15 protein-coding genes and 2 pseudogenes are annotated in these 17,599 nt (G+C 59.9%); 4 read left to right on the top strand and 13 right to left on the bottom strand.

Annotated features, from left to right (window positions below; all coding sequences use genetic code 11):
• The first annotated feature begins 26 nt into the window (after window positions 1-26).
• Complete coding sequence (pmbA, locus tag AAAK34_RS13675) at window positions 27-1,433, top strand: metalloprotease PmbA (protein ID WP_231695913.1); 1,407 nt, start codon at window positions 27-29, stop codon at window positions 1,431-1,433.
• Here the strand turns inward: pmbA and AAAK34_RS13670 are convergent.
• The 7 genes and pseudogenes from AAAK34_RS13670 to AAAK34_RS13640 form a co-directional block, all read right to left on the bottom strand.
• Window positions 1,430-3,343, bottom strand: coding sequence for a DUF6600 domain-containing protein (locus tag AAAK34_RS13670; protein WP_231695914.1), 1,914 nt, complete (start codon window positions 3,341-3,343; stop codon window positions 1,430-1,432). The two genes, pmbA and AAAK34_RS13670, sit on opposite strands and share 4 nt — an antisense overlap.
• Window positions 3,344-3,538: 195 nt before the next feature.
• Window positions 3,539-3,985 carry a GatB/YqeY domain-containing protein gene (locus tag AAAK34_RS13665; RefSeq protein WP_231695915.1) on the bottom strand — a complete coding sequence of 149 codons (447 nt, stop codon included), beginning with the start codon at window positions 3,983-3,985 and terminating at the stop codon, window positions 3,539-3,541.
• 86 nt (window positions 3,986-4,071) lie between these two features.
• Window positions 4,072-4,284 (bottom strand): 30S ribosomal protein S21, encoded by a 213-nt coding sequence (rpsU, locus tag AAAK34_RS13660; RefSeq protein WP_007833691.1) that lies wholly within the window; start codon window positions 4,282-4,284, stop codon window positions 4,072-4,074.
• A gap of 110 nt (window positions 4,285-4,394) precedes the next feature.
• Window positions 4,395-5,674, bottom strand: a pseudogene (locus AAAK34_RS13655) (NAD(P)/FAD-dependent oxidoreductase).
• Entirely contained in the window at window positions 5,671-6,615 is a 945-nt protein-coding gene (gene ybiB / locus AAAK34_RS13650) for a DNA-binding protein YbiB (protein WP_231695917.1), read from the bottom strand. The pseudogene AAAK34_RS13655 and the gene ybiB overlap by 4 nt, the downstream one beginning before the upstream one ends.
• Window positions 6,616-6,702: 87 nt before the next feature.
• A complete protein-coding gene (locus AAAK34_RS13645) occupies window positions 6,703-7,023 on the bottom strand; it encodes a thioredoxin family protein (protein ID WP_231695918.1) in 321 nt (106 codons plus the stop codon).
• Window positions 7,024-7,079: 56 nt separating this feature from the next.
• Window positions 7,080-7,773 (bottom strand): annotated as a pseudogene (locus AAAK34_RS13640) (substrate-binding domain-containing protein).
• Window positions 7,774-7,896: 123 nt separating this feature from the next.
• Between AAAK34_RS13640 and tsaD the strand changes: the two are divergent.
• The 3 genes from tsaD to AAAK34_RS13625 all read left to right on the top strand — a co-directional run bounded on the left by tsaD (window position 7,897) and on the right by AAAK34_RS13625 (window position 11,192).
• Window positions 7,897-8,952 (top strand): tRNA (adenosine(37)-N6)-threonylcarbamoyltransferase complex transferase subunit TsaD, encoded by a 1,056-nt coding sequence (gene tsaD, locus AAAK34_RS13635; RefSeq protein ID WP_231695920.1) that lies wholly within the window; start codon window positions 7,897-7,899, stop codon window positions 8,950-8,952.
• Window positions 8,953-9,187: 235 nt separating this feature from the next.
• Entirely contained in the window at window positions 9,188-9,892 is a 705-nt protein-coding gene (locus tag AAAK34_RS13630) for a DUF2242 domain-containing protein (protein WP_231695921.1), read from the top strand.
• Window positions 9,893-9,914: 22 nt separating this feature from the next.
• A complete protein-coding gene (locus AAAK34_RS13625) occupies window positions 9,915-11,192 on the top strand; it encodes a branched-chain amino acid ABC transporter substrate-binding protein (RefSeq protein WP_231695922.1) in 1,278 nt (425 codons plus the stop codon).
• Window positions 11,193-11,228: 36 nt separating this feature from the next.
• Here the strand turns inward: AAAK34_RS13625 and AAAK34_RS13620 are convergent, their stop codons facing one another.
• The 6 genes from AAAK34_RS13620 to AAAK34_RS13595 all read right to left on the bottom strand — a co-directional run bounded on the left by AAAK34_RS13620 (window position 11,229) and on the right by AAAK34_RS13595 (window position 17,528).
• Window positions 11,229-11,621, bottom strand: a complete 393-nt coding sequence (locus AAAK34_RS13620) for a Na+/H+ antiporter subunit G (RefSeq protein ID WP_231695923.1) — start codon at window positions 11,619-11,621, stop codon at window positions 11,229-11,231.
• 97 nt (window positions 11,622-11,718) lie between these two features.
• Window positions 11,719-11,997 (bottom strand): K+/H+ antiporter subunit F, encoded by a 279-nt coding sequence (locus AAAK34_RS13615; RefSeq protein ID WP_231695924.1) that lies wholly within the window; start codon window positions 11,995-11,997, stop codon window positions 11,719-11,721.
• Window positions 11,994-12,485, bottom strand: coding sequence for a Na+/H+ antiporter subunit E (locus AAAK34_RS13610; RefSeq protein WP_431777385.1), 492 nt, complete (start codon window positions 12,483-12,485; stop codon window positions 11,994-11,996). The genes AAAK34_RS13615 and AAAK34_RS13610 overlap by 4 nt, the downstream gene beginning before the upstream one ends.
• Window positions 12,482-14,182: a monovalent cation/H+ antiporter subunit D gene (locus tag AAAK34_RS13605; RefSeq protein ID WP_231695925.1), complete on the bottom strand. Its 1,701-nt coding sequence runs from the start codon at window positions 14,180-14,182 to the stop codon at window positions 12,482-12,484. The genes AAAK34_RS13610 and AAAK34_RS13605 overlap by 4 nt, the downstream gene beginning before the upstream one ends.
• On the bottom strand, window positions 14,179-14,520 hold the full coding sequence (locus tag AAAK34_RS13600; protein ID WP_231695926.1) for a Na+/H+ antiporter subunit C: 342 nt from the start codon (window positions 14,518-14,520) through the stop codon (window positions 14,179-14,181). Before AAAK34_RS13600 ends, AAAK34_RS13605 begins: the two co-directional genes overlap by 4 nt.
• Window positions 14,520-17,528: a monovalent cation/H+ antiporter subunit A gene (locus tag AAAK34_RS13595; protein WP_231695927.1), complete on the bottom strand. Its 3,009-nt coding sequence runs from the start codon at window positions 17,526-17,528 to the stop codon at window positions 14,520-14,522. Before AAAK34_RS13595 ends, AAAK34_RS13600 begins: the two co-directional genes overlap by 1 nt.
• Between the last annotated feature and the right edge of the window lie 71 nt (window positions 17,529-17,599).

The raw sequence follows: 17,599 nt of genomic DNA, 5'->3' as shown, positions 1-17,599 counted from the left end.
AAGCGGCAAGTATGATAGCTGGCATCATGAATCACACAACTGCGGGCACCCGTCAGGGTACTATTCAGGGCGCTACCCAAGGCGCAGAATCCGGCTTCAGCTACTCACGCGATTTCTTCGAAGAGCTGGTTGATACCGCTATCGCACATGCCAAGAGACTAGGCGCAACCGATGCCGGGGCCGAGGCCTCGGAGGGCGTTGGTCTTTCCGTCAGTGTGCGAAAGGGTGAGCTGGAAAACGTTGAGCGCAATCGCGACAAATCTCTGGGTGTCACGGTGTATGTCGGCCAGCGGCGCGGTAACGCCAGTACTTCGGATTTTTCAAGTGCCGCCATCAAGCAGACGGTGCAGGCGGCATATGACATTGCGCGTTTTACAGCCGAAGATCCGGTCGCTGGCCTGCCGGACGAGGACGATATTGCCACAGAGCACCCCGACCTCGATCTGTTTCACCCTTGGGCCGTTACCAGTGAAGAAGCTGCTCAGTTGGCCATAGCATGCGAGCACGCCGCATTTGCAACCAGCAAGCGCATTACCAATAGCGAAGGCGCGGGCGTTTCAGCGCAGCAAAGCCATTTTTTCAGTGCACACACGCATGGGTTTCGCGGCGGCTACGCGAGTTCGCGTCACAGCATTTCAGTAGCGCCTATCGCCGGCAAGGGCTCAGGCATGCAGCGCGATTATTGGTATAGCTCCATGCGAGATGCGCGCGATCTGGCCAGCCCGGAGGCGGTGGGCCGCTACGCGGCCGAGCGCGCGCTGAGCCGGCTTAAAAGCCGGAAAATCTCTACGTGTGAAGTGCCAGTGCTGTTCGAATCTCCACTCGCGGCTGGTCTGTTGGGCAGTTTTGCTCAGGCGGTGAGCGGTGGGGCACTCTACCGCAAGGCTTCTTTCTTGGTCGACTCGCTGGGCAAGAGGGTTTTTCCGACGCACATAGATATTTCGGAGGATCCCTTCATTCGAGGTGGCAAGGGTTCTTCTCCCTTTGACGATGAGGGTGTGCGTGTTCGTGCGCGCAAGGTGGTGAAGGCTGGACGGGTGGAAGGCTACTTCCTGACCACTTATTCCGCACGCAAACTGGGTATGAAGACCACCGGGAATGCAGGCGGCTCGCACAACCTGAGTCTGTCCTCCCGCCTCACTCAACCGTCCGACGACCTTGATGCTATGCTCAAGAAGCTTGGCACAGGCTTGTTCGTGATTGAACTGATGGGGCAGGGCGTGAACTACGTGACTGGCGACTATTCGCGCGGTGCAAGTGGTTTCTGGGTGGAAAACGGCCGCATTGCCTACCCCGTAGAAGAGATCACGATTGCGGGCAACCTGCGAGACATGCTGGCAGGCATCGTGGCAGTAGGAGCAGACGCCTATACCTATGGCTCCAAGACGGTTGGTTCGCTGCTCATTGATCGCATGAAGGTGGCGGGAAGCTAGTTCTCGCTCCGAGATGATGGTCCGCCGGAGCGCGGACCGCCGCCACGTTCCTCGCGTTGCCGCCACGAAGGCCCGCCGTCACGCTGCGTGGCGCGGTCTTGCCATTGGCGTTGGGGCTCCCGGTCGCGCTGCACAGGCGGCAGCATTTGCCGTTGCTGGTTCATCAGTTGCTGCTGTTCGCGTCGCTGTTCAAACTGACGTTCTTGTTGCTGAGCGCGCCGCTGATCGATTTGCCGCTGTTGCTCACGCATGTCGCGTTGCCTGTCGATCATCTGCTGTTGCTGCTGTTCGCGCTGTTGCTGTGCGGCGCGGTTTTGGTCGAACTGCTGCCGCTGCTGCAGTTCGCGGTCGCGTTCCCGCTCCCGCTCCCGCTCCCGCTCCCGCTCTCGCTCTCGCTCTCGCTCTCGCTGTTGACCCTGTTGGCGCTGCCATTCGTTCGATCGATCCAGCTGACGCTGAGTTTCCCGGGCGTCGCGAGGCGTCTGCCAACGCGCGTCTGGCGTCGTTATTTGCGGGCGCGGGGGAGGCGATGCTCCGCGATCACCTGCGTTGCGGGGATTGCGCTCACCCGATATGCCCGGGTTGTTCGGGCGAGGGGGCGGCGGCACCATCCGGGTTCCGGACCATTGGTCAGGCGATAGGCGCCCACCGTTGGTAAACCGGGGACGGCGGCCATCAATGGCGCCGAACTGATCACGTGGCCCGAACGTGATGGCGTTAGGGCGGCGCTGAAAATGGAAGTCGTTGCTTGGCCGGGGCGGTCGGGCGTTGGGCCATGGGTTCAGGGCATGTCGGTAGCGCTGACTAGCCCGATAGCTGGGCTCCCAGTACTCGCCGGGGGCGAGCGGAAACCATGCGGCGCCTGGTGAGCCAGAGCCGAGTGAGATTCCCCAGCTTGCGCCGCCGCTGGTGCCTCCTACAAACCCCACGAGGGCGGGGGCATATACCGGCCGCCGCACGATGGGGCCAGGCACCCAGGCCCAGCGTGGGCCAATCTGGGTCCAGCGGCCATAGTGAAACGGTGCGAAGCCCCAGGGAGCGTCATCTACCCAGGTCCAACCCCATGGGTCCACCCAGCTCCATTGCCCGTAGCGGTAGGGTGCCCAATCGTTCACGGTTAAACTAGGATACCAAACGGCGCCATAAGTTACATCTTGCGCCCAGTCTCCGTAGGTGTCGAGTTGCTGGTAACCAGGGGTGCCCGCCGATACGTAACGCACTGAGTTTGAACGATCTTCCAGTGCATCTCGTGAGGAAACCCATTGGTCGAAAGCGTCCCGGTAGGTTACCGTCGTTCGAGAAGGGTTGTCCAGCGAACGTCCGCTGAATAACCATTGATCCCGAGCCCCGACGGCAATGGCTTGCCCGGCATCGCCATAAACGGTAGCGATCCCGCTATGAACCGTCAGGCGGGTGGTGCCATTGTTTGGGTCTACGTCAAAGCGATACTCGCCAGGCTGTTTGGCCACGAGCGCAATGTTTGGGGTGTTGACCTCGAATCGCTCCCCAGGCTGCAGTTCACGCACTCGGGCCGAAAGAGTGCCTTCGGTCAGTGCCAGGCGCGTGCTGTTATCGTCCAGTTCGGTGACTTCCAGGGCCGATTTGCCTGTCAGCCGGAAGGCCGACCAGCCGCTATGCAGTTCCGTGCGTGAATTGCCTTCAGTGGCAAGGCTTACCCCGGTGGTTACCGGCATGTTGAGGGTGGCGGGGGTCCAGGATCCGCGGCCATCAGTGGCCATCAGGGCGGTTCCATCTTTCAGGCTAATGTAGGCCACCCGGCCCGGAGGGTCGATCTGCTCTGCTTGTTGCGTCCATGCCCAAGTTGGCGCAGTCAGCAGAACCAAGACCAACAGCCGCAACGCGGCCGCCGGCCAATGCCGGAAATCGAAGCGAAGGGCGGGAGCTTGCATGACTTGACTGGGGCGTTAGGGGTTCCCATTAAACGCTGCAACCGACCAAACGGTTTGCGCAAAAAAGTATCTCGTGTGCAAAGCTACAAGGATACTTGCGTCAAAATGCAATATTGAAATGCCCCATCATTGGGCTCGGCAACAGCTCGGGGGTAACTTAAAGCGACCGCCTTTCGCAGCCTGGTCGGAGAGGTTTTACCCTGCCAGCGCGGCCTTCACGGCGGCCGAAACCGCACCCATATCTGCTTTGCCTGCCAGGCGCGTCTTGACCGCTCCCATGACCTTGCCCATGTCGCCGGGGCCCTTGGCACCCAGTTCGGTCACGATGGCTTTGACTTCTGCTGCGATTTCTTCAGTGGAAAGGCGGGCCGGCAAGTAGGCCTCCAGCACCTTCAACTCGGCCGTTTCCTGGTCCACCAAGTCCTGGCGGCTTGCTTTGGAGAAGGCTTCGATGCTGTCCTTGCGTTGTTTGACCAACTTGTCGATGATGGCCACGATGGCGGCATCATCCAGCGTGACGCGTTCATCCACTTCTTTTTGCTTCATGGCAGCCTGCAAAAGACGAATGGTGCCCAGGCGGCCAGAATCCTTGGCGCGCATGGCGGTTTTCATATCTTCCGTGATTTGCTCTTTCAGGTTCATTTTTTCCTCTTTTTTCTGATTTGAAACAATAAAGGCTCGCCGAGCGTCCTCGGCGAGCCTTTATTTTTGAGAAGAAGTTACTCGACTCAGTACAGTTTCTTCGGCAGCTGCATGCTGCGCACGCGCTTGTAGTGGCGCTTGACGGCGGCCGCTTTTTTGCGCTTGCGCTCAGCTGTCGGCTTTTCGTAGAACTCGCGGGCACGCAGATCAGTCAGCAGGCCCAGTTTTTCGATAGTGCGCTTAAAACGGCGCAGGGCTACGTCAAACGGTTCGTTTTCCTTAACACGGATGGTGGTCATTCTTCAGAGATTTCCAGAAGGTGCGGTCAGAGGGTGAGAAGGAAGATCGGGCCTTCGCGCCATGCACCGCTAATATTGCCCCGCCTTTAACTAGTATTCGGCCGGCAGGGCTATTGCCAGCAAAGCCAAGGATTATAAGGGTTTTTTTTTGATTCGCGCAAGGCTGTTGCACAAGCGTGCGCACTGGCCCAGGCCCACTGGAAGTTATAGCCTCCTAGCCACCCGGTGACGTCTACGACTTCGCCAATGAAATACAGACCTGGCTGGTTCTTGGCTTCCATGGTTTGAGACGATAGCTCGCGTGTATCTACACCGCCCACTGTGACCTCTGCCTTGCGATAGCCTTCGGTGCCGGTGGGAACCAGCGTCCACCGAGTCAGTCGCTCGGCCAACTGTGCCAGTGCTTTGTCAGTGGCCTCGTTCACGGGGCGCTGCCATGCGGCGTCGAGCTGAGTCCATGCGTCTGCCAAGCGTGCCGGTAGCCATGCCGCCAGTTCATTGGCAATCAGTTTGCGCGAGCCGCGAGCCTTGGCGGCCAGCAGCTCTTTGGCCACGTCTACACCAGGGGTCAGGTTGATCACCAGGGGCGTGCCGGGTTGCCAGTAGCTCGAGATCTGAAGCACGCCTGGGCCGGAAAGACCGCGATGCGTGAACAGCAGGTCTTCGTGAAAAGTGATGTTTCTTTTTTCTCGCCAGTGCTGATGTCGACCGGAAGTGATATGCCGGCCAGTGATGCATAGGGGGCCCAGGCCGTGCCATCGAATGTGAGGGGCACCAGGCCAGGGTGAGGGTCGATCACTTTCAGCCCGAACTGCCGCGCCAGGCGCCAACCAAAATCCGTCGCGCCGATTTTAGGAATGGAAAGGCCACCCGTGGCCAGCACCAGGCTGGCGGCTTCGGCACGACCACGAGTGGTCTCGACACGATAGGTCTGCGCGATGGGATCATGTGTGACTCCGCCGACCTTGCATGGCTGCCAGCGCTCGACAAGTCCTCCGCGCGCTGACGCCTCATCGCATTCAGACAGCAGCATGTTGATGAGTTCTTGCGCCGAGCCGTCGCAAAACAGCTGGCCTTTGTGTTTCTCATGGAAACTGATGCCGTGCTTCTGCATCAGTGCGATGAAGTCCGACGGCGCGTAGCGAGCCAGGGCCGACCGGCAAAAATGAGGGTTGGCACTCAGGAAATGCTTTTGCGGGGCAGCTGGGTCGAGATCCCGATTGGTAAAGTTGGCTCTGCCACCTCCTGAGATACGGATTTTTTCGGCAACTGCCTCAGCATGGTCGATTAGCAGCACTTTCAGCCCGCGCTGCCCTGCTTGTGCGGCGCAGAGCAGCCCTGCAGCGCCCGCCCCCAGAATGATGACGTCAAAAAATGAGGAGTTGTTCACGCGTCTTGTCCAAGTCTGGCGTCTTGCAGGGCGTTGCACACACTGGAAATTTGCTCCACTTGCCTCGCAATCGGCTCAGGCACTACCATCGCACCCTCCAAAACGGCCCGGGTGTATGCCGCAGTGCTGGCCGCGTCCATGGCGGGTAGGTCTGGCATGTTGGTCAGCGCGCCTACTTGAGCGTCTTGCACACAGCGCGCTTGGCCGTTCATGATCACTTCCATTCGCGGCACGCGCCGTGCGTCCGCCACGGGTTCGCCCTCGGTGCCGCGCAGAAGGAGGGCTGCGGAGTGCGGCGCGGAAGCGCTGGTCAGTTGGAAGGTTGCAGCCATGGAGATGGCGTACTCCGGGTGGGTGTAGCTACCCACCACCAAGCTTGAGCCGGCGCATGGATTCATGAGTTTGACGAGGCTATGCGCCGGGTTACGCAGGCCGACTGTACGGCGCACATCCAGCAGCCGTTTGAGGCTGGGCAACAGGCGCTCAGTGGGTATCCAGTGCATGCGCCCGCTGGCAATAGGCGCCGTGGGGTTGCTGGCCTCAACGCCCATCGCCTGGAGCACATCCCACGAGGGCACCCGGCTGTCCTCTGTCGCAGTGCCGTGCAACAGGACTGGCCAACCCTCGCGCGCGAGCAAAAGGCCCAGAAGTGGGGTGAGGATCGCCTGCTTGCGGGCACCGTTGTAGCTAGGTAGCACAACCACGGGGCGATCGCTCGCGGGCACCTTTGTGATGCGCGAATCTACGGCATCCAGAAAGCCTGCGAGTTCCACAGGTGTCTCACCTTTGATGCGCATGGCGAGACAGAAGGCGCCAATTTCGAGATCGCTGCATTGGTCGTCCAGTATCTGACCGAGCATGTCCGCAGCGTGCTCCCGCGTAAGCGGCCTGGCTCCCTTCGCTCCGCGGCCGATTTCCTTGAGGTAATTGCTGATTCCCATGGAGAAGTGGTAGTGATGCTCGCTAAGGCGCTAAGGCGCTAAGTGGTGCGCTGGTTGAGGCGTGAATCTCGCCTAAAGTTCGAGGGCTCACAGCCCCAGGCTACGCAGGAGTCTAACTATCTGCCCGGCCTGAGGCAGTACCGGGCCGGCAAACCGAACTCCCGAGGCGTCACCGATCAGCAACGTGGGAAAGGTCTCTATATCGATGTCGCCCAGTTTGTCTGCCTCGTCTTCGATATCGACCCAGCGAAAAGCGAATTCAGGAAGTTCTCGGGCGGCTTGCTCGAAGCCAGGCCTGAACTCACGGCAAGTGCCACACCAGCCGGCGCACAGGCAAACCACGGCGGCACGGGCAGGGGTTTCGGCGAGGGTGTCCGCGAGCACGGCGCGGAAATCTGCATCGTCCATGAGCTTAGCTATTTTCTTGGCGCAAATCCGTATTGTGGCGGCTCGCTGAGTGCCAGTCAGGCCGGCTCCATGCCGTTTTCGCCTTTTGGCGTCGCAGTCTGGGGTGAGGCGAGAAAAGCAAAGAGATCGCGCACCGCCCCAGGCTGACTGGAGGCGGTTGCCACTCCGCAGGAAAAGACAGTGGCGATCTCTACGGGGGGGCAACTGACCAATTACGGAGATTCCGGGCAGATGCATCAACTCGCTCAATTGCTGGAAGCCCAGCGCTACTTCACCACTGGCGACCAGAGAGCCCACTGGGACCCCGGGAGGAGGAACAACGATTTTGTCCTTGATCTGGTCAGCGATGCCCCAGCGCTCGAAAAGCGCGGCAAGCTGCACGCCGCTGGGGCCGGTTGAGTAGCCCAGGGTGCGAGCCGAAAGCACTGCTTGTTTCACGGCCGCTTCATTGCTGACGTCTGGGACAGGTGCGCCTTCCTTGACGGCCATCGCAACTCCGGATCGAACGATATCCACGCGACTTGCGGGAAGTATGTGCCCACTGGCCATGAGCTTGTCAATAGCGTCGGAAGCAAGCACTGCGCCGTCGAGCGCCTCACCGGCTTGCAAGCGCTTGGCGGCATCAACCCCTCCAACGGACTCCAGCTGGATTGAAATATTCCCGTGTTGCTGCTCATACACTTGGATCAGTTCGCCGAGCAACTTCTTGGTGGCCATGGATGAGATGATCTTCAAAGCCGGTGGATTCATGGCAATTTACTTGATGATTTGCGAAAGTGGTGATTGTGGCGGCCTGTAGAACGAGCAGCTCGCCAGGGGGGCGATAGTGCCGCGAATGGCAGCTTGGAATTTACCAGCGGATAATCTCATCGTATGGCAACTTTGGTACTTGGCATAGAGTCTTCCTGCGACGAAACGGGCGTAGCCCTGGTACGCAGCGACGGAGACTCTGTGCCGCAATTATTGGCTCACGCTCTTCACACGCAGGTGGCAATGCATGCCGACTACGGCGGCGTGGTGCCCGAATTGGCCAGCCGCGATCACATCCGACGCGTGCTGCCGCTCAGCGAACAGGTCCTGGACGCAGCCCGTCAGAATCTTTCATCCGTCGATGTCGTCGCGTATACGCGGGGGCCGGGCTTGGCCGGCGCTCTGCTGGTGGGCGCTGGCGTAGCCTGTGCGTTAGGGGCTGCGCTTGGAAAGCCGGTGCTGGGTGTGCATCACCTGGAGGGGCATTTGCTCTCACCATTCTTGAGTGCGGACCCTCCCGAGTTCCCGTTCGTGGCGCTTCTGGTTTCTGGTGGGCACACGCAGCTCATGCGCGTTGATGGCGTGGGGCGCTACAGTTTGCTCGGGGAAACCATTGACGACGCGGCCGGTGAGGCTTTTGACAAATCTGCGAAGCTGCTCGGTCTCGGTTACCCAGGTGGCCCTGCGCTCTCCCGGTTGGCCGACTTTGGCGACCCTACGGCTTACAAGTTGCCACGCCCCTTGCTGCACAGTGCTGACCTGGATTTCTCTTTCGCGGGACTGAAAACCGCAGTGCTGACTCAAACAAAAAAATTCGAAGGTGCCCCGTGCGATCAGATGCGAGCCGATCTTGCGGCGTCAACGCAGGCCGCTATTGTCGAAGTGCTGGTAAAAAAGTCGCTCAAAGCTTTGGAGAAAACTGGTCTGAAGAGGCTGGTGGTGGCAGGTGGTGTGGGCGCAAACTCCCAGTTGCGGCAGCAGTTGAATGCTGCCTGCGCCAAGCGTGGCGTCAGAGTGCACTACCCGGAATTGCATCTGTGCACTGACAATGGCGCCATGATCGCAATGGCCGCGGCCATGCGCATTCAGGCCGGTATAGAAGCCCCGCGGCTGAATTACGCCTTCGACGTCAAACCTCGCTGGCCGCTGCATGATCTGGTGTCAGCATGCAGATTCTGAAGGGCCTGGATTACAGTTGAGCCAAGCGGCCAGAGCTTAATAGTTCAAGCGCACGATGCGCTCATTGTGTCGGTTGGCCCAATGCGTAGTCAAGGGGCACCAGCTGGTCCATCGGGCGTGAAATCCAGTCCCTTAAATCGTAAACACGTTCTTACGCTTGAGAGGCCTTTCTTTAGCAGGTCTGCAGTCACGGGCGGTATGATTAGTCCGATTTGTCGATGGTGCATTGACTCTGATGCTGTTTGATTTCCTCTCGCGTCGCGCCACTTGGTGGGTTCTGGCGCCCATGCTTGTATTGGGAGGTTGTGCGGGGTTGTCCCGGGCGCCTTCACCACTGATCAATTACAAACCGGAAGCTTTTGGGGCTTCTACGTTTTCGCGCCGATTTGCCGCAGAGCCCGCGCAGACCTGCGAGGCCGCGCGGCGTGCCCTGCTGGGTCAGGGATACATCGTGGTTGAAGCTACTGCCGACAAAGTGACTGCCCGCAAGTACTTCCAACCCAGTTCCGATCATCACGTGCAGTTTGAGTTTCGCGTCGTGTGCGCTCGCGAGGCCGGCGATGCGGGCGGAGGTACCATCGCTTTTGCGAATGGCCTGCAGGACCAATACAACCTTCGCAAGGTCAAGGAATCGGCTTCGCTTGGCGTTGGAGGGTTCGGTTCACTCTCGCTTCCTGTGGAAGGAGGCATGGACTCGATGGTCAAGGTTGGCAGTGAAACGGTCAGTGACGACGAGCTCTACGAGCGTTATTTCGACCTGCTGGCGCAGTACCTGGATAGCGTGATTCCTGCGGAAACTTCGGAATCCGTACGGCCTGCGCAACCCGTGCAACCCGTGCAACCCGTGCAATTGACGCCGTCTGAACAAGTTCCTGAACTGCCAAAGGCGCCCGCATCGCCAGAGCAGCCAGCATCGGCTGCTGCTGTGGCTAACCCCTGAATTTTTCTTCTGAAGTTTGCTGATGTCTATGCTTTCTCGCCGTTCCGTACTCGTTCATTCGACTGCTGCGCTTTTGGGCGCTATTCCGGCAGTCTCTTTTGCTCAAACCGCGGCGCCTATCAAGCTGGCGTTGATAGAGTCGATGAGCGGGCCGTTCGCCAACACGGGGGAGGCTGTTTATCGCAACATTGCCTGGGCGGCGGAGCGGATTAACACACGCGGAGGCGTACCCATGCCCGGCGGAGCACGCCAGTTGATGGTGGAGCGGTTTGACAATAAGGGGCAAGTCGAAGAGTCGCTGTCGGTTTTGCGAGCTGCGATCGATGGGGGCGCTCGCGTCATCATGCAAGGCAATTCGTCTGCAGTGGCCGCAGCATTGGTCGACGCCGTGAACAAGCACAACCAGCGGGACGCGGGCCGACAGGTGCTGTTTCTCAACTACTCGGCGGGAGATCCTGTTCTGACCAATGAGTCTTGCAGCTATTGGCATTTCCGTTTCGACGCCCATTCCGATATGCGCGTGGCTGCCCTGATGGCAGCAATCAAGGAAGATGCAGCTCTCAAGAGCATCTACTTGATCGGGCAGGATTACAGCTTTGGCCACGCGGTTTTGCGTGAGGCAAAGCGGCAGCTAGGGGTGCAGAGACCAGATGTCGCCGTGGTGGGCGATGAACTGCATCCGGTCGGGCGAGTGAAAGACTTCTTGCCCTATGCAACGAAAATCAAAGCCAGCGGTGCGCAGGCCGTGCTTACGGGTAACTGGGGAAATGATCTGACGCTACTGGTCAAAGCTGCGCGAGATGTGGGCTTTGAAGGGCGTTTTTACACCTTCTACGGCAATGCGCTCGGCGCGCCGGCCGCTATTGGTGATGCCGGCATTGGTAAGGTGGTGGCCGTCGCTGACTGGCTGCCGAACGTTCCGACGGCCGAAAGTGCGGCGTTCTACAAGTCATTCAGAGAGCGCTTTCCGAAGCCGCAGGACGATTATGTGCACATGCGCATGCAGCTCATGGTCGAAGCTCTGGCGCAGGCGTTTGAAAGGGCTCGCAGTGCGGATTCCCGTGCGGTGGCGGCGCAATTGGAGCGTGCAGATGTGTCGCTTGGAGGGCAGCGCGGACAAATGCGGCCCGAGGATCACCAGTTTCAGCAGCCCCTCGTCGTAGGCGTGATGGATCGCAAGGGGGCTCCTGGCGTGTCTTTCGATGTCGAGGGGTCAGGCTACGGGTTTCGTGTGGTGCGGCAGCTCAATGCGGGGCAGGCCGCGCTCCCCACTACATGCAAAATGGTGCGCCCCGGCTAGCCAGTACTTTCAGAGCGTGTTCAAGGTCTGAAGCCTTCAGGTAGCGTCTTCAGATTGCTGCCTTTCCATTTGGGGCGGCGTTACCTTGGGCTGCAACGCAGGCGGAAATTCGTGGTTGGCCACTTGCCGGCCACGGAACAGGGCGGCCCGGCCCAAAAGCATGGATGTGACAGGCACTGTGATCGACAGCAATATGATGATCAGCCAAGTATGCAGATGCAGCTCGCCATTGAGTTCGGTGAAGTAGACAATAGAGGCTAGCGTGACGCACCAGGCGCTACCAGTTGATGCCAGTGCCGGGGGGTGCATGCGCTGGAAGAAGCTCTTCAACCTTACCAGCCCCCAGGCAGCACTTAAGCAGAACACAGCACTGAGCACCAGCAAAGCTGCGACGACTATTTCTGTCCAGAGCGGAACTTCACCGTTCATGAGTGTGCTCCAGTCGCTGTGTGAGTTTTTTCTGGCGGTCTCTGGCTGGTGTGCCAAAAGGCAGACATCACCACTTGAAGATCGGTCTGATCGGGGCTCATTCGATTACTTCCCCGCGGAGCAAAAACTTCGCCATGGCGGCAGAACTGACGAAGCCAAACAACGCAATAAGCAAGGCCGCCTCAAAATATGTGGTGCTCGCATAGCGAATACCGATCACCAGAATTAACAGCATGCCTACGATGTAGATGAAATCTAGCGCCAGGACGCGGTCTTGCGCGGAAGGCCCGCGCAAGACGCGCAGCAAAGCCAGCAACATCGCGACACCGTAAGCGGAGAGCGTGAAGGTGATGGCGTAACTCAGTAGTGGGCTCATGACTCGAATATTTTCAGCAAGGGTGCTTCGTAGCGCTCCTTGTAGTGAGCGATAAAGGCGTCTTCGTCGGTGGTGTCCCATACGTGCAGCATGACGGAGCTCCCGTCTCGCGCGAGCTCGCACCATACTGTGCCGGGAACGACGGTGGTGATGGTCGAGAGCGCGGCCAGAGCACTGGGGTCACGCAAGTCGAGCGGTATCACCACGAAGCGGCTCGCCGGTGGGCGCTGCCTGGCGCGCAGGACCCCCCACAGAACCTCCAGGTTGGACAGCAGAACGTCATAGCCGACCACAAGAATGAGGTGTGCCACGACCAGCGGGTGCCGGATCCGTGGGCGCGCGGGCCTCAGAGGGGCGAACAGGATCGGCATTGCAAATCCGAAAATAAACGCCAAGATGATCTGGCCCGGACTAAGTGACCGGTTTAACACCAGCCACATGACGACCAAGGCAAGAGACAGCAAGGGGGCAGGCAGGAGCCTTTTCACCGTCGGTACCCTCCTTCGCCCGATGCGGTAGGAGATGGTATGGGTTTGGTCGAAATCACGGTTCCAATGTATTCCTTGGGGTCATGGAGGCCTCGCGCCGCAGCGTTGGTGTAGCGCAGTACGGCCTCGGCCTGCCACACCAGAACGGCCACCAGCAGCAGCATGGCCCCAATGGGTACGGTCTCGATGACCCGCAGCCGCGGCACGGGCCGGTCTTGCGGAGCCCAGAAATACCGCACGCCAGCGCGCGACATGGCAATCGTGGTCAGCAGCCCGGCTCCGATGAGCAGCGCCATCAGAGCCCAGGCGGCGATGCCAGGGGCCGCAGACTGCGCTATGCCCGAGGGGTTCAAGAGGGCTGAGAGCATGACGAATTTTCCGACAAACCCAGCAAACGGCGGAAGGCCAGCTATCGTCAGAACGCAGGCAATGAATGCTAGGCCCATGAAAGCCATGGCGGCCGGAATAGCGCGGCCGATCAGGGCGTTTTCATCGTCGTCCAGGTTGACGTCACGCGCCGGCATCAGGTCGACCGGGTAGCCGAAAGGGTCGTCCATGTCCAGTTCGCTGACGTAGGCCGGCTTCTCGTCTTCCTCGCGTGAGCGTTCGATGAGTTCTATCAGCAGGAAAAATGCGCTGATGGCCAAGGTGGAACCCAGCGCGTAGTACAGCGCGCCGCCAGTCACCCCGGGCTGGCCGAAACCCAATGCGGCCATCAGGGTGCCTGAGGACAGGATCACGCAGAACGCCGCCATTCGACTGAGGTGCTGGGCAGCAACTACGCCAATGGCGCCGAAGGTGAGTGTGGCTATGCCGATCCATACGAGCGCGGGGCCCCCGAAGAAAGAGGAAGCGCCCGCATCGTGGGGAAACAGAAGCGTCCAGACCCGCAGAACTGAGTAAACGCCCAGCTTGGTCATGATGGCAAAGAGGGCGCCCACGGGGGCGGACGCGGCTGAATAAGCCGGTGCCAGCCAGAAATTGAGCGGCCAAGCTCCAGCTTTCACCAAGAAGGCTATGGCGAGAATGGCTGCGCCGGCATGCAGGAGGCCGCGATCGGCTTCACCAATGGCGGGCACCATAATGGCCATGTCCGCCAGATTCAGTGTGCCAGTGACCCCGTAGAGAATGGCCACACCAATCAGGAATAAGCTGGAAGCCAGCAAGTTGATGGCGATGTAGTGCAAGCCTGAGCGCACGCGCGGCCAGCCAGAGCCATGCAGCAGAAGGCCATACGAGGCCGTGAGCATGATCTCGAAGAACACGAACAGGTTGAACAGGTCGGCCGTGAGGAAAGCGCCGTTCAAGCCCATCAACTGCAATTGGAACAGAGGGTGGAAATGCACACCCGCCTTGTGCCAGCGAGCAACTGCGAACAGCAGGCCGCCCAGGCCGAGGATGGAAGACAGCAGCAGCATCATGGCCGACAGCCGATCGACCACCAACACGATCCCGTAGGGAATCGGCCAGTTTGACGGTAAATACACGCCCACAGCCTGAGGCCCACCCATTTTCTGCGCCCAGTAGACCAGTGCACCTGAAATGAAAAGGCCCAGCAGGCAGGAAATCACATTGACCACGGCCTTCAACGGGCGGCGCGTATCACCGAGCAGAAGCATGAGCACTGCCGTACCCATGGGCAACAGGATGGGCGCAATGATCAGATGAGGCATCAGCCATTCGATCCACTTGCTCATTCGCGCTCCTCGCCGTCGACGTGGTCAGTGTCGGAGAGCCCGCGCGATGCCAGAAGCACCACGAGGAACAATGCCGAGGTGGCGAAACCGATGACGATCGCGGTTAGCACCAACGCCTGGGGTAGAGGATCGGTGTAATTATCCAGATTGGGCGCGAGGCCGGGAGCAACGATAGGCTCTTTATCGATCGAGAGGCTGCCCATTGCGAAGATAAACAGATTGACCGCATACGAGAGCAGGCTAAGCCCCATGAGTACCTGAAACGTACGTGGGCGCAGGACCAGCCAAACGCCTGATCCACCCAAGATGCCTATGACCATGGCCAAGATGATTTCCATCAGCGTATCTCCTTGCGCGGGGACGCCTCTGGAAACAACCACCCCGGCGCCGTGTCCGGGCCGCCATCGTCGGGGGGCTCGGTGTTCTGGGGCAAGGCGGTGTTTTGTTGGGCGGCAGGATCGGAGTCGTCCTTTGCAAGTTTGCGGTGGCTACGAACAGACTGGTGGGCCAGCGCGGTGAGAATTAGCAGCGTTGAGCCAACTACAACGGCAAAAACGCCTGCGTCGAAGAATAGTGCGCTGGCGATATGGATCGTTCCGACCAAAGGCAAAGTGACGTGCGCGGTGTGCGTCGTCAGGAAAGGATAGCCAAAAAATAGCGATCCCAGCCCGGTGCAAAGGGCCAGCAGAAGCCCTACGGCGATCCAGCGATTCACTTTGAGTTGCAGGTGAGACTCCACCCAGTGCGTACCGGCGACGATATATTGGGTCAGGAAGGCAATTGAGACCACCAGACCGGCAACAAAGCCCCCGCCTGGCTCGTTGTGACCACGCATGAAGAGGTAGGCCGCGATCACGCCCGCAATCGGCATCAGCAATCGGACCAGAACGGCCGGCGCCATGACATACCCCAAGGCGGTATCTTGAGCGGTGCGCGGATTGATCAAATCAGTGACCAGATCCCAGGGCACGGCCCGCTGTTGAGGCGGCAGTTCGATGACTTCGCGCGGTGGCCGGAAGCGGCGAAGCAGCGCGTACACCGTCAGCGCCACGATGCCGAGCACCGTGATTTCGCCCATGGTGTCGAAGCCGCGGAAGTCCACCAGCATGACATTGATCACGTTGGTGCCGCCGCCCTCGGGCAGTGCACGGTCAATGAAGAATGGCGAGATGCTCTGGGGGGCGGGCCGCGTCATCATGGCGTAGGCCAGCGCTGCCATGCCCCCGCCGGCTACGATGGAAACCAGAAAATCCCGCCAACGCCGCAAGCGGGTGCGCATACTGAGGGGGCTTTCCTCGGCAGGAAGGCGCTTGGGCAGCCAGCGCAATCCGAGAAGGAACAAAATAGTGGTGACCACTTCCACTGCCAACTGAGTCAAGGCCAGGTCAGGGGCTGAGAACCACATGAATGTGAGGCTGACGATCAGGCCCACACCACCCACCAGAATCAGCGCTGCCAAGCGATGGAACTTGGCTTGGTTGGCTGCCGCCAGTGCGCAAATGCAGCCAACCCCCCATAGCAGGAGCATGGTCACGGTTCCGGGTACGCGTGTGCGATCGCCCCAGCCGATGCCATGGCGAAGTGAAGCCCAGGCGGCGGCGATGGCGGCCAACACCACCAGCAACATCTGAGGCTGCAGGCGGGCGGTAGAGAAAAAGCGGAGCAGGGCGCGCGACACTTTGTCCAGTCCCACCAGTGTGCTCTGAAAAATGCGCTCGCCGCTGAGTCGATGAATTAGCGGAGGCTGGTTCACGCGGCCCGCCTCCAATTGCTTACGCAGTACCCAGTACAAGGCTGCCCCTCCGGCCAGGGCGATCAGACTCATCACCATGGGGCGGTTGAGCCCATGCCACACCGCCAGGCTGTAGCTGGGCAGGACGCCGCCGACCACCGGGCGCGCAGCCACATCAAGCGCCGGGCCGATGGACCATTGTGGAAAAATCCCCACCACGAGGCACAGTAACACCAAGATTTCAACGGGCACACGCATCCAGCGAACCGGCTCGTGCGGCTCGCGCGGGAGATCTGTGGATGGTTTGCCGAAAAGAATGTCCCAGGAAAAGCGCAGCGAATAGGTCACTGCAAACAGGCTTGCCACCGTAGCGGCTATCGGCAGGCCGTAATCGAGCCATGGCAAGGCTCGCAGTTGGATGGTTTCACCAAAGAACATTTCCTTGGAAAGAAAACCGTTTAGCAAGGGCACACCCGCCATGGCGGCGCTGGCCACCAGGGCCAAGGTTCCTGTCACGGGCATGGCCTTGAACAGCCCGTTCAGCCGGCGGATATCGCGAGTGCCGGTTTCATGGTCGATGATGCCTGCGGCCATGAACAGCGAGGCCTTGAAGGTGGCGTGGTTCATGATGTGAAAAACCGCTGCCACGGCAGCCAAGTCACGGTTCAGGCCCAGCAGCAAGGTGATCAGGCCCAGGTGACTGATGGTTGAGTAGGCCAGCAATCCCTTGAGATCATTCTGGAACATGGCCGCATAGGCGCCCAGCACCAGCGTGATGACGCCCGCGCCGCCGACGATCCAGAACCATTCCTCGGTGCCAGACAAGGCGGGCCAAAGCCGTGCCATCAGGAAAACACCGGCCTTGACCATGGTGGCGGAGTGCAGATAGGCCGATACCGGGGTGGGGGCCGCCATGGCCTGAGGCAGCCAGAACTGAAAAGGAAACTGAGCGCTCTTGGTTAACGCGCCAAGCAACACCAAAACCAGCATGGGCCTGTAGAGGGAGTGCGCCCGAATACGCTCTCCGGCTGCCAGCGTGGCATCCAGATCGTAGCTGCCGACGATATGCCCGAGGATCAGTACGCCGGCGAGCATGCTCAGCCCGCCGGCACCCGTGATGGTGAGCGCCATGCGTGCGCCGCGCCGGGCATCCTTGCGGTGGTGCCAATAGCCGATCAGTAGAAAGCTGAACAAGCTGGTGAGTTCCCAGAAGAACACCAACTGGATCATGTTGCCAGAGAGCACGACACCCAGCATGGCTCCCATGAACGCCAGGAAGAACGAGAAAAATCGCGGAACCGGATCTTCCTTGCTCATGTAATAACGTGCATACAAAGCCACAAGAAGGCCGATGCCAGTGACCAGCACAGCGAACATTGCCGCGAAGCCATCCACGCGCAGGACCAGATTGACACCGGCCGAAGGAATCCAGGCTACCTCCTGCCGCAACACCTGCCCTTCTTGAAGGTCAGGGAACATAAGCACGACCTTGGTGAGTGCGACGCCGGCCACGAGTGCCGAGAGGGTGGCGGCGGTATTGCGCGCGTGCGTGGGCAGCAAGGCGGCCACCAGGGCGCCCGCGAAGGGTAGCAGAAGCAGTGTCAGTAGATCCATGAAGTGGTCAAGTCTAACGGCGTCTTAAGCTCTTCTCGGCCTGGAAATCGCATAAACGCGCAACTCGCGCC

Source organism: Ottowia caeni (assembly GCF_050821495.1).
GTDB classification, from domain to species: Bacteria; Pseudomonadota; Gammaproteobacteria; order Burkholderiales; family Burkholderiaceae_C; genus Ottowia; species Ottowia caeni.
The sequence above is the reverse complement of the archived record's forward strand: the minus strand, read 5'-3'. Positions and strand labels throughout refer to the sequence as shown.

Bases quoted from the DNA above. Each gene is read 5' to 3' on its own strand.
- pmbA (WP_231695913.1), top strand. From the start codon at position 27: ATGAATCACACAACTGCGGGCACCCGTCAGGGTACTATTCAGGGCGCT.
- AAAK34_RS13670 (WP_231695914.1), bottom strand. From the start codon at position 3,343: ATGCAAGCTCCCGCCCTTCGCTTCGATTTCCGGCATTGGCCGGCGGCC.
- AAAK34_RS13665 (WP_231695915.1), bottom strand. From the start codon at position 3,985: ATGAACCTGAAAGAGCAAATCACGGAAGATATGAAAACCGCCATGCGC.
- rpsU (WP_007833691.1), bottom strand. From the start codon at position 4,284: ATGACCACCATCCGTGTTAAGGAAAACGAACCGTTTGACGTAGCCCTG.
- ybiB (WP_231695917.1), bottom strand. From the start codon at position 6,615: ATGGGAATCAGCAATTACCTCAAGGAAATCGGCCGCGGAGCGAAGGGA.
- AAAK34_RS13645 (WP_231695918.1), bottom strand. From the start codon at position 7,023: ATGGACGATGCAGATTTCCGCGCCGTGCTCGCGGACACCCTCGCCGAA.
- tsaD (WP_231695920.1), top strand. From the start codon at position 7,897: ATGGCAACTTTGGTACTTGGCATAGAGTCTTCCTGCGACGAAACGGGC.
- AAAK34_RS13630 (WP_231695921.1), top strand. From the start codon at position 9,188: ATGCTGTTTGATTTCCTCTCGCGTCGCGCCACTTGGTGGGTTCTGGCG.
- AAAK34_RS13625 (WP_231695922.1), top strand. From the start codon at position 9,915: ATGTCTATGCTTTCTCGCCGTTCCGTACTCGTTCATTCGACTGCTGCG.
- AAAK34_RS13620 (WP_231695923.1), bottom strand. From the start codon at position 11,621: ATGAACGGTGAAGTTCCGCTCTGGACAGAAATAGTCGTCGCAGCTTTG.
- AAAK34_RS13615 (WP_231695924.1), bottom strand. From the start codon at position 11,997: ATGAGCCCACTACTGAGTTACGCCATCACCTTCACGCTCTCCGCTTAC.
- AAAK34_RS13605 (WP_231695925.1), bottom strand. From the start codon at position 14,182: ATGAGCAAGTGGATCGAATGGCTGATGCCTCATCTGATCATTGCGCCC.
- AAAK34_RS13600 (WP_231695926.1), bottom strand. From the start codon at position 14,520: ATGGAAATCATCTTGGCCATGGTCATAGGCATCTTGGGTGGATCAGGC.
- AAAK34_RS13595 (WP_231695927.1), bottom strand. From the start codon at position 17,528: ATGGATCTACTGACACTGCTTCTGCTACCCTTCGCGGGCGCCCTGGTG.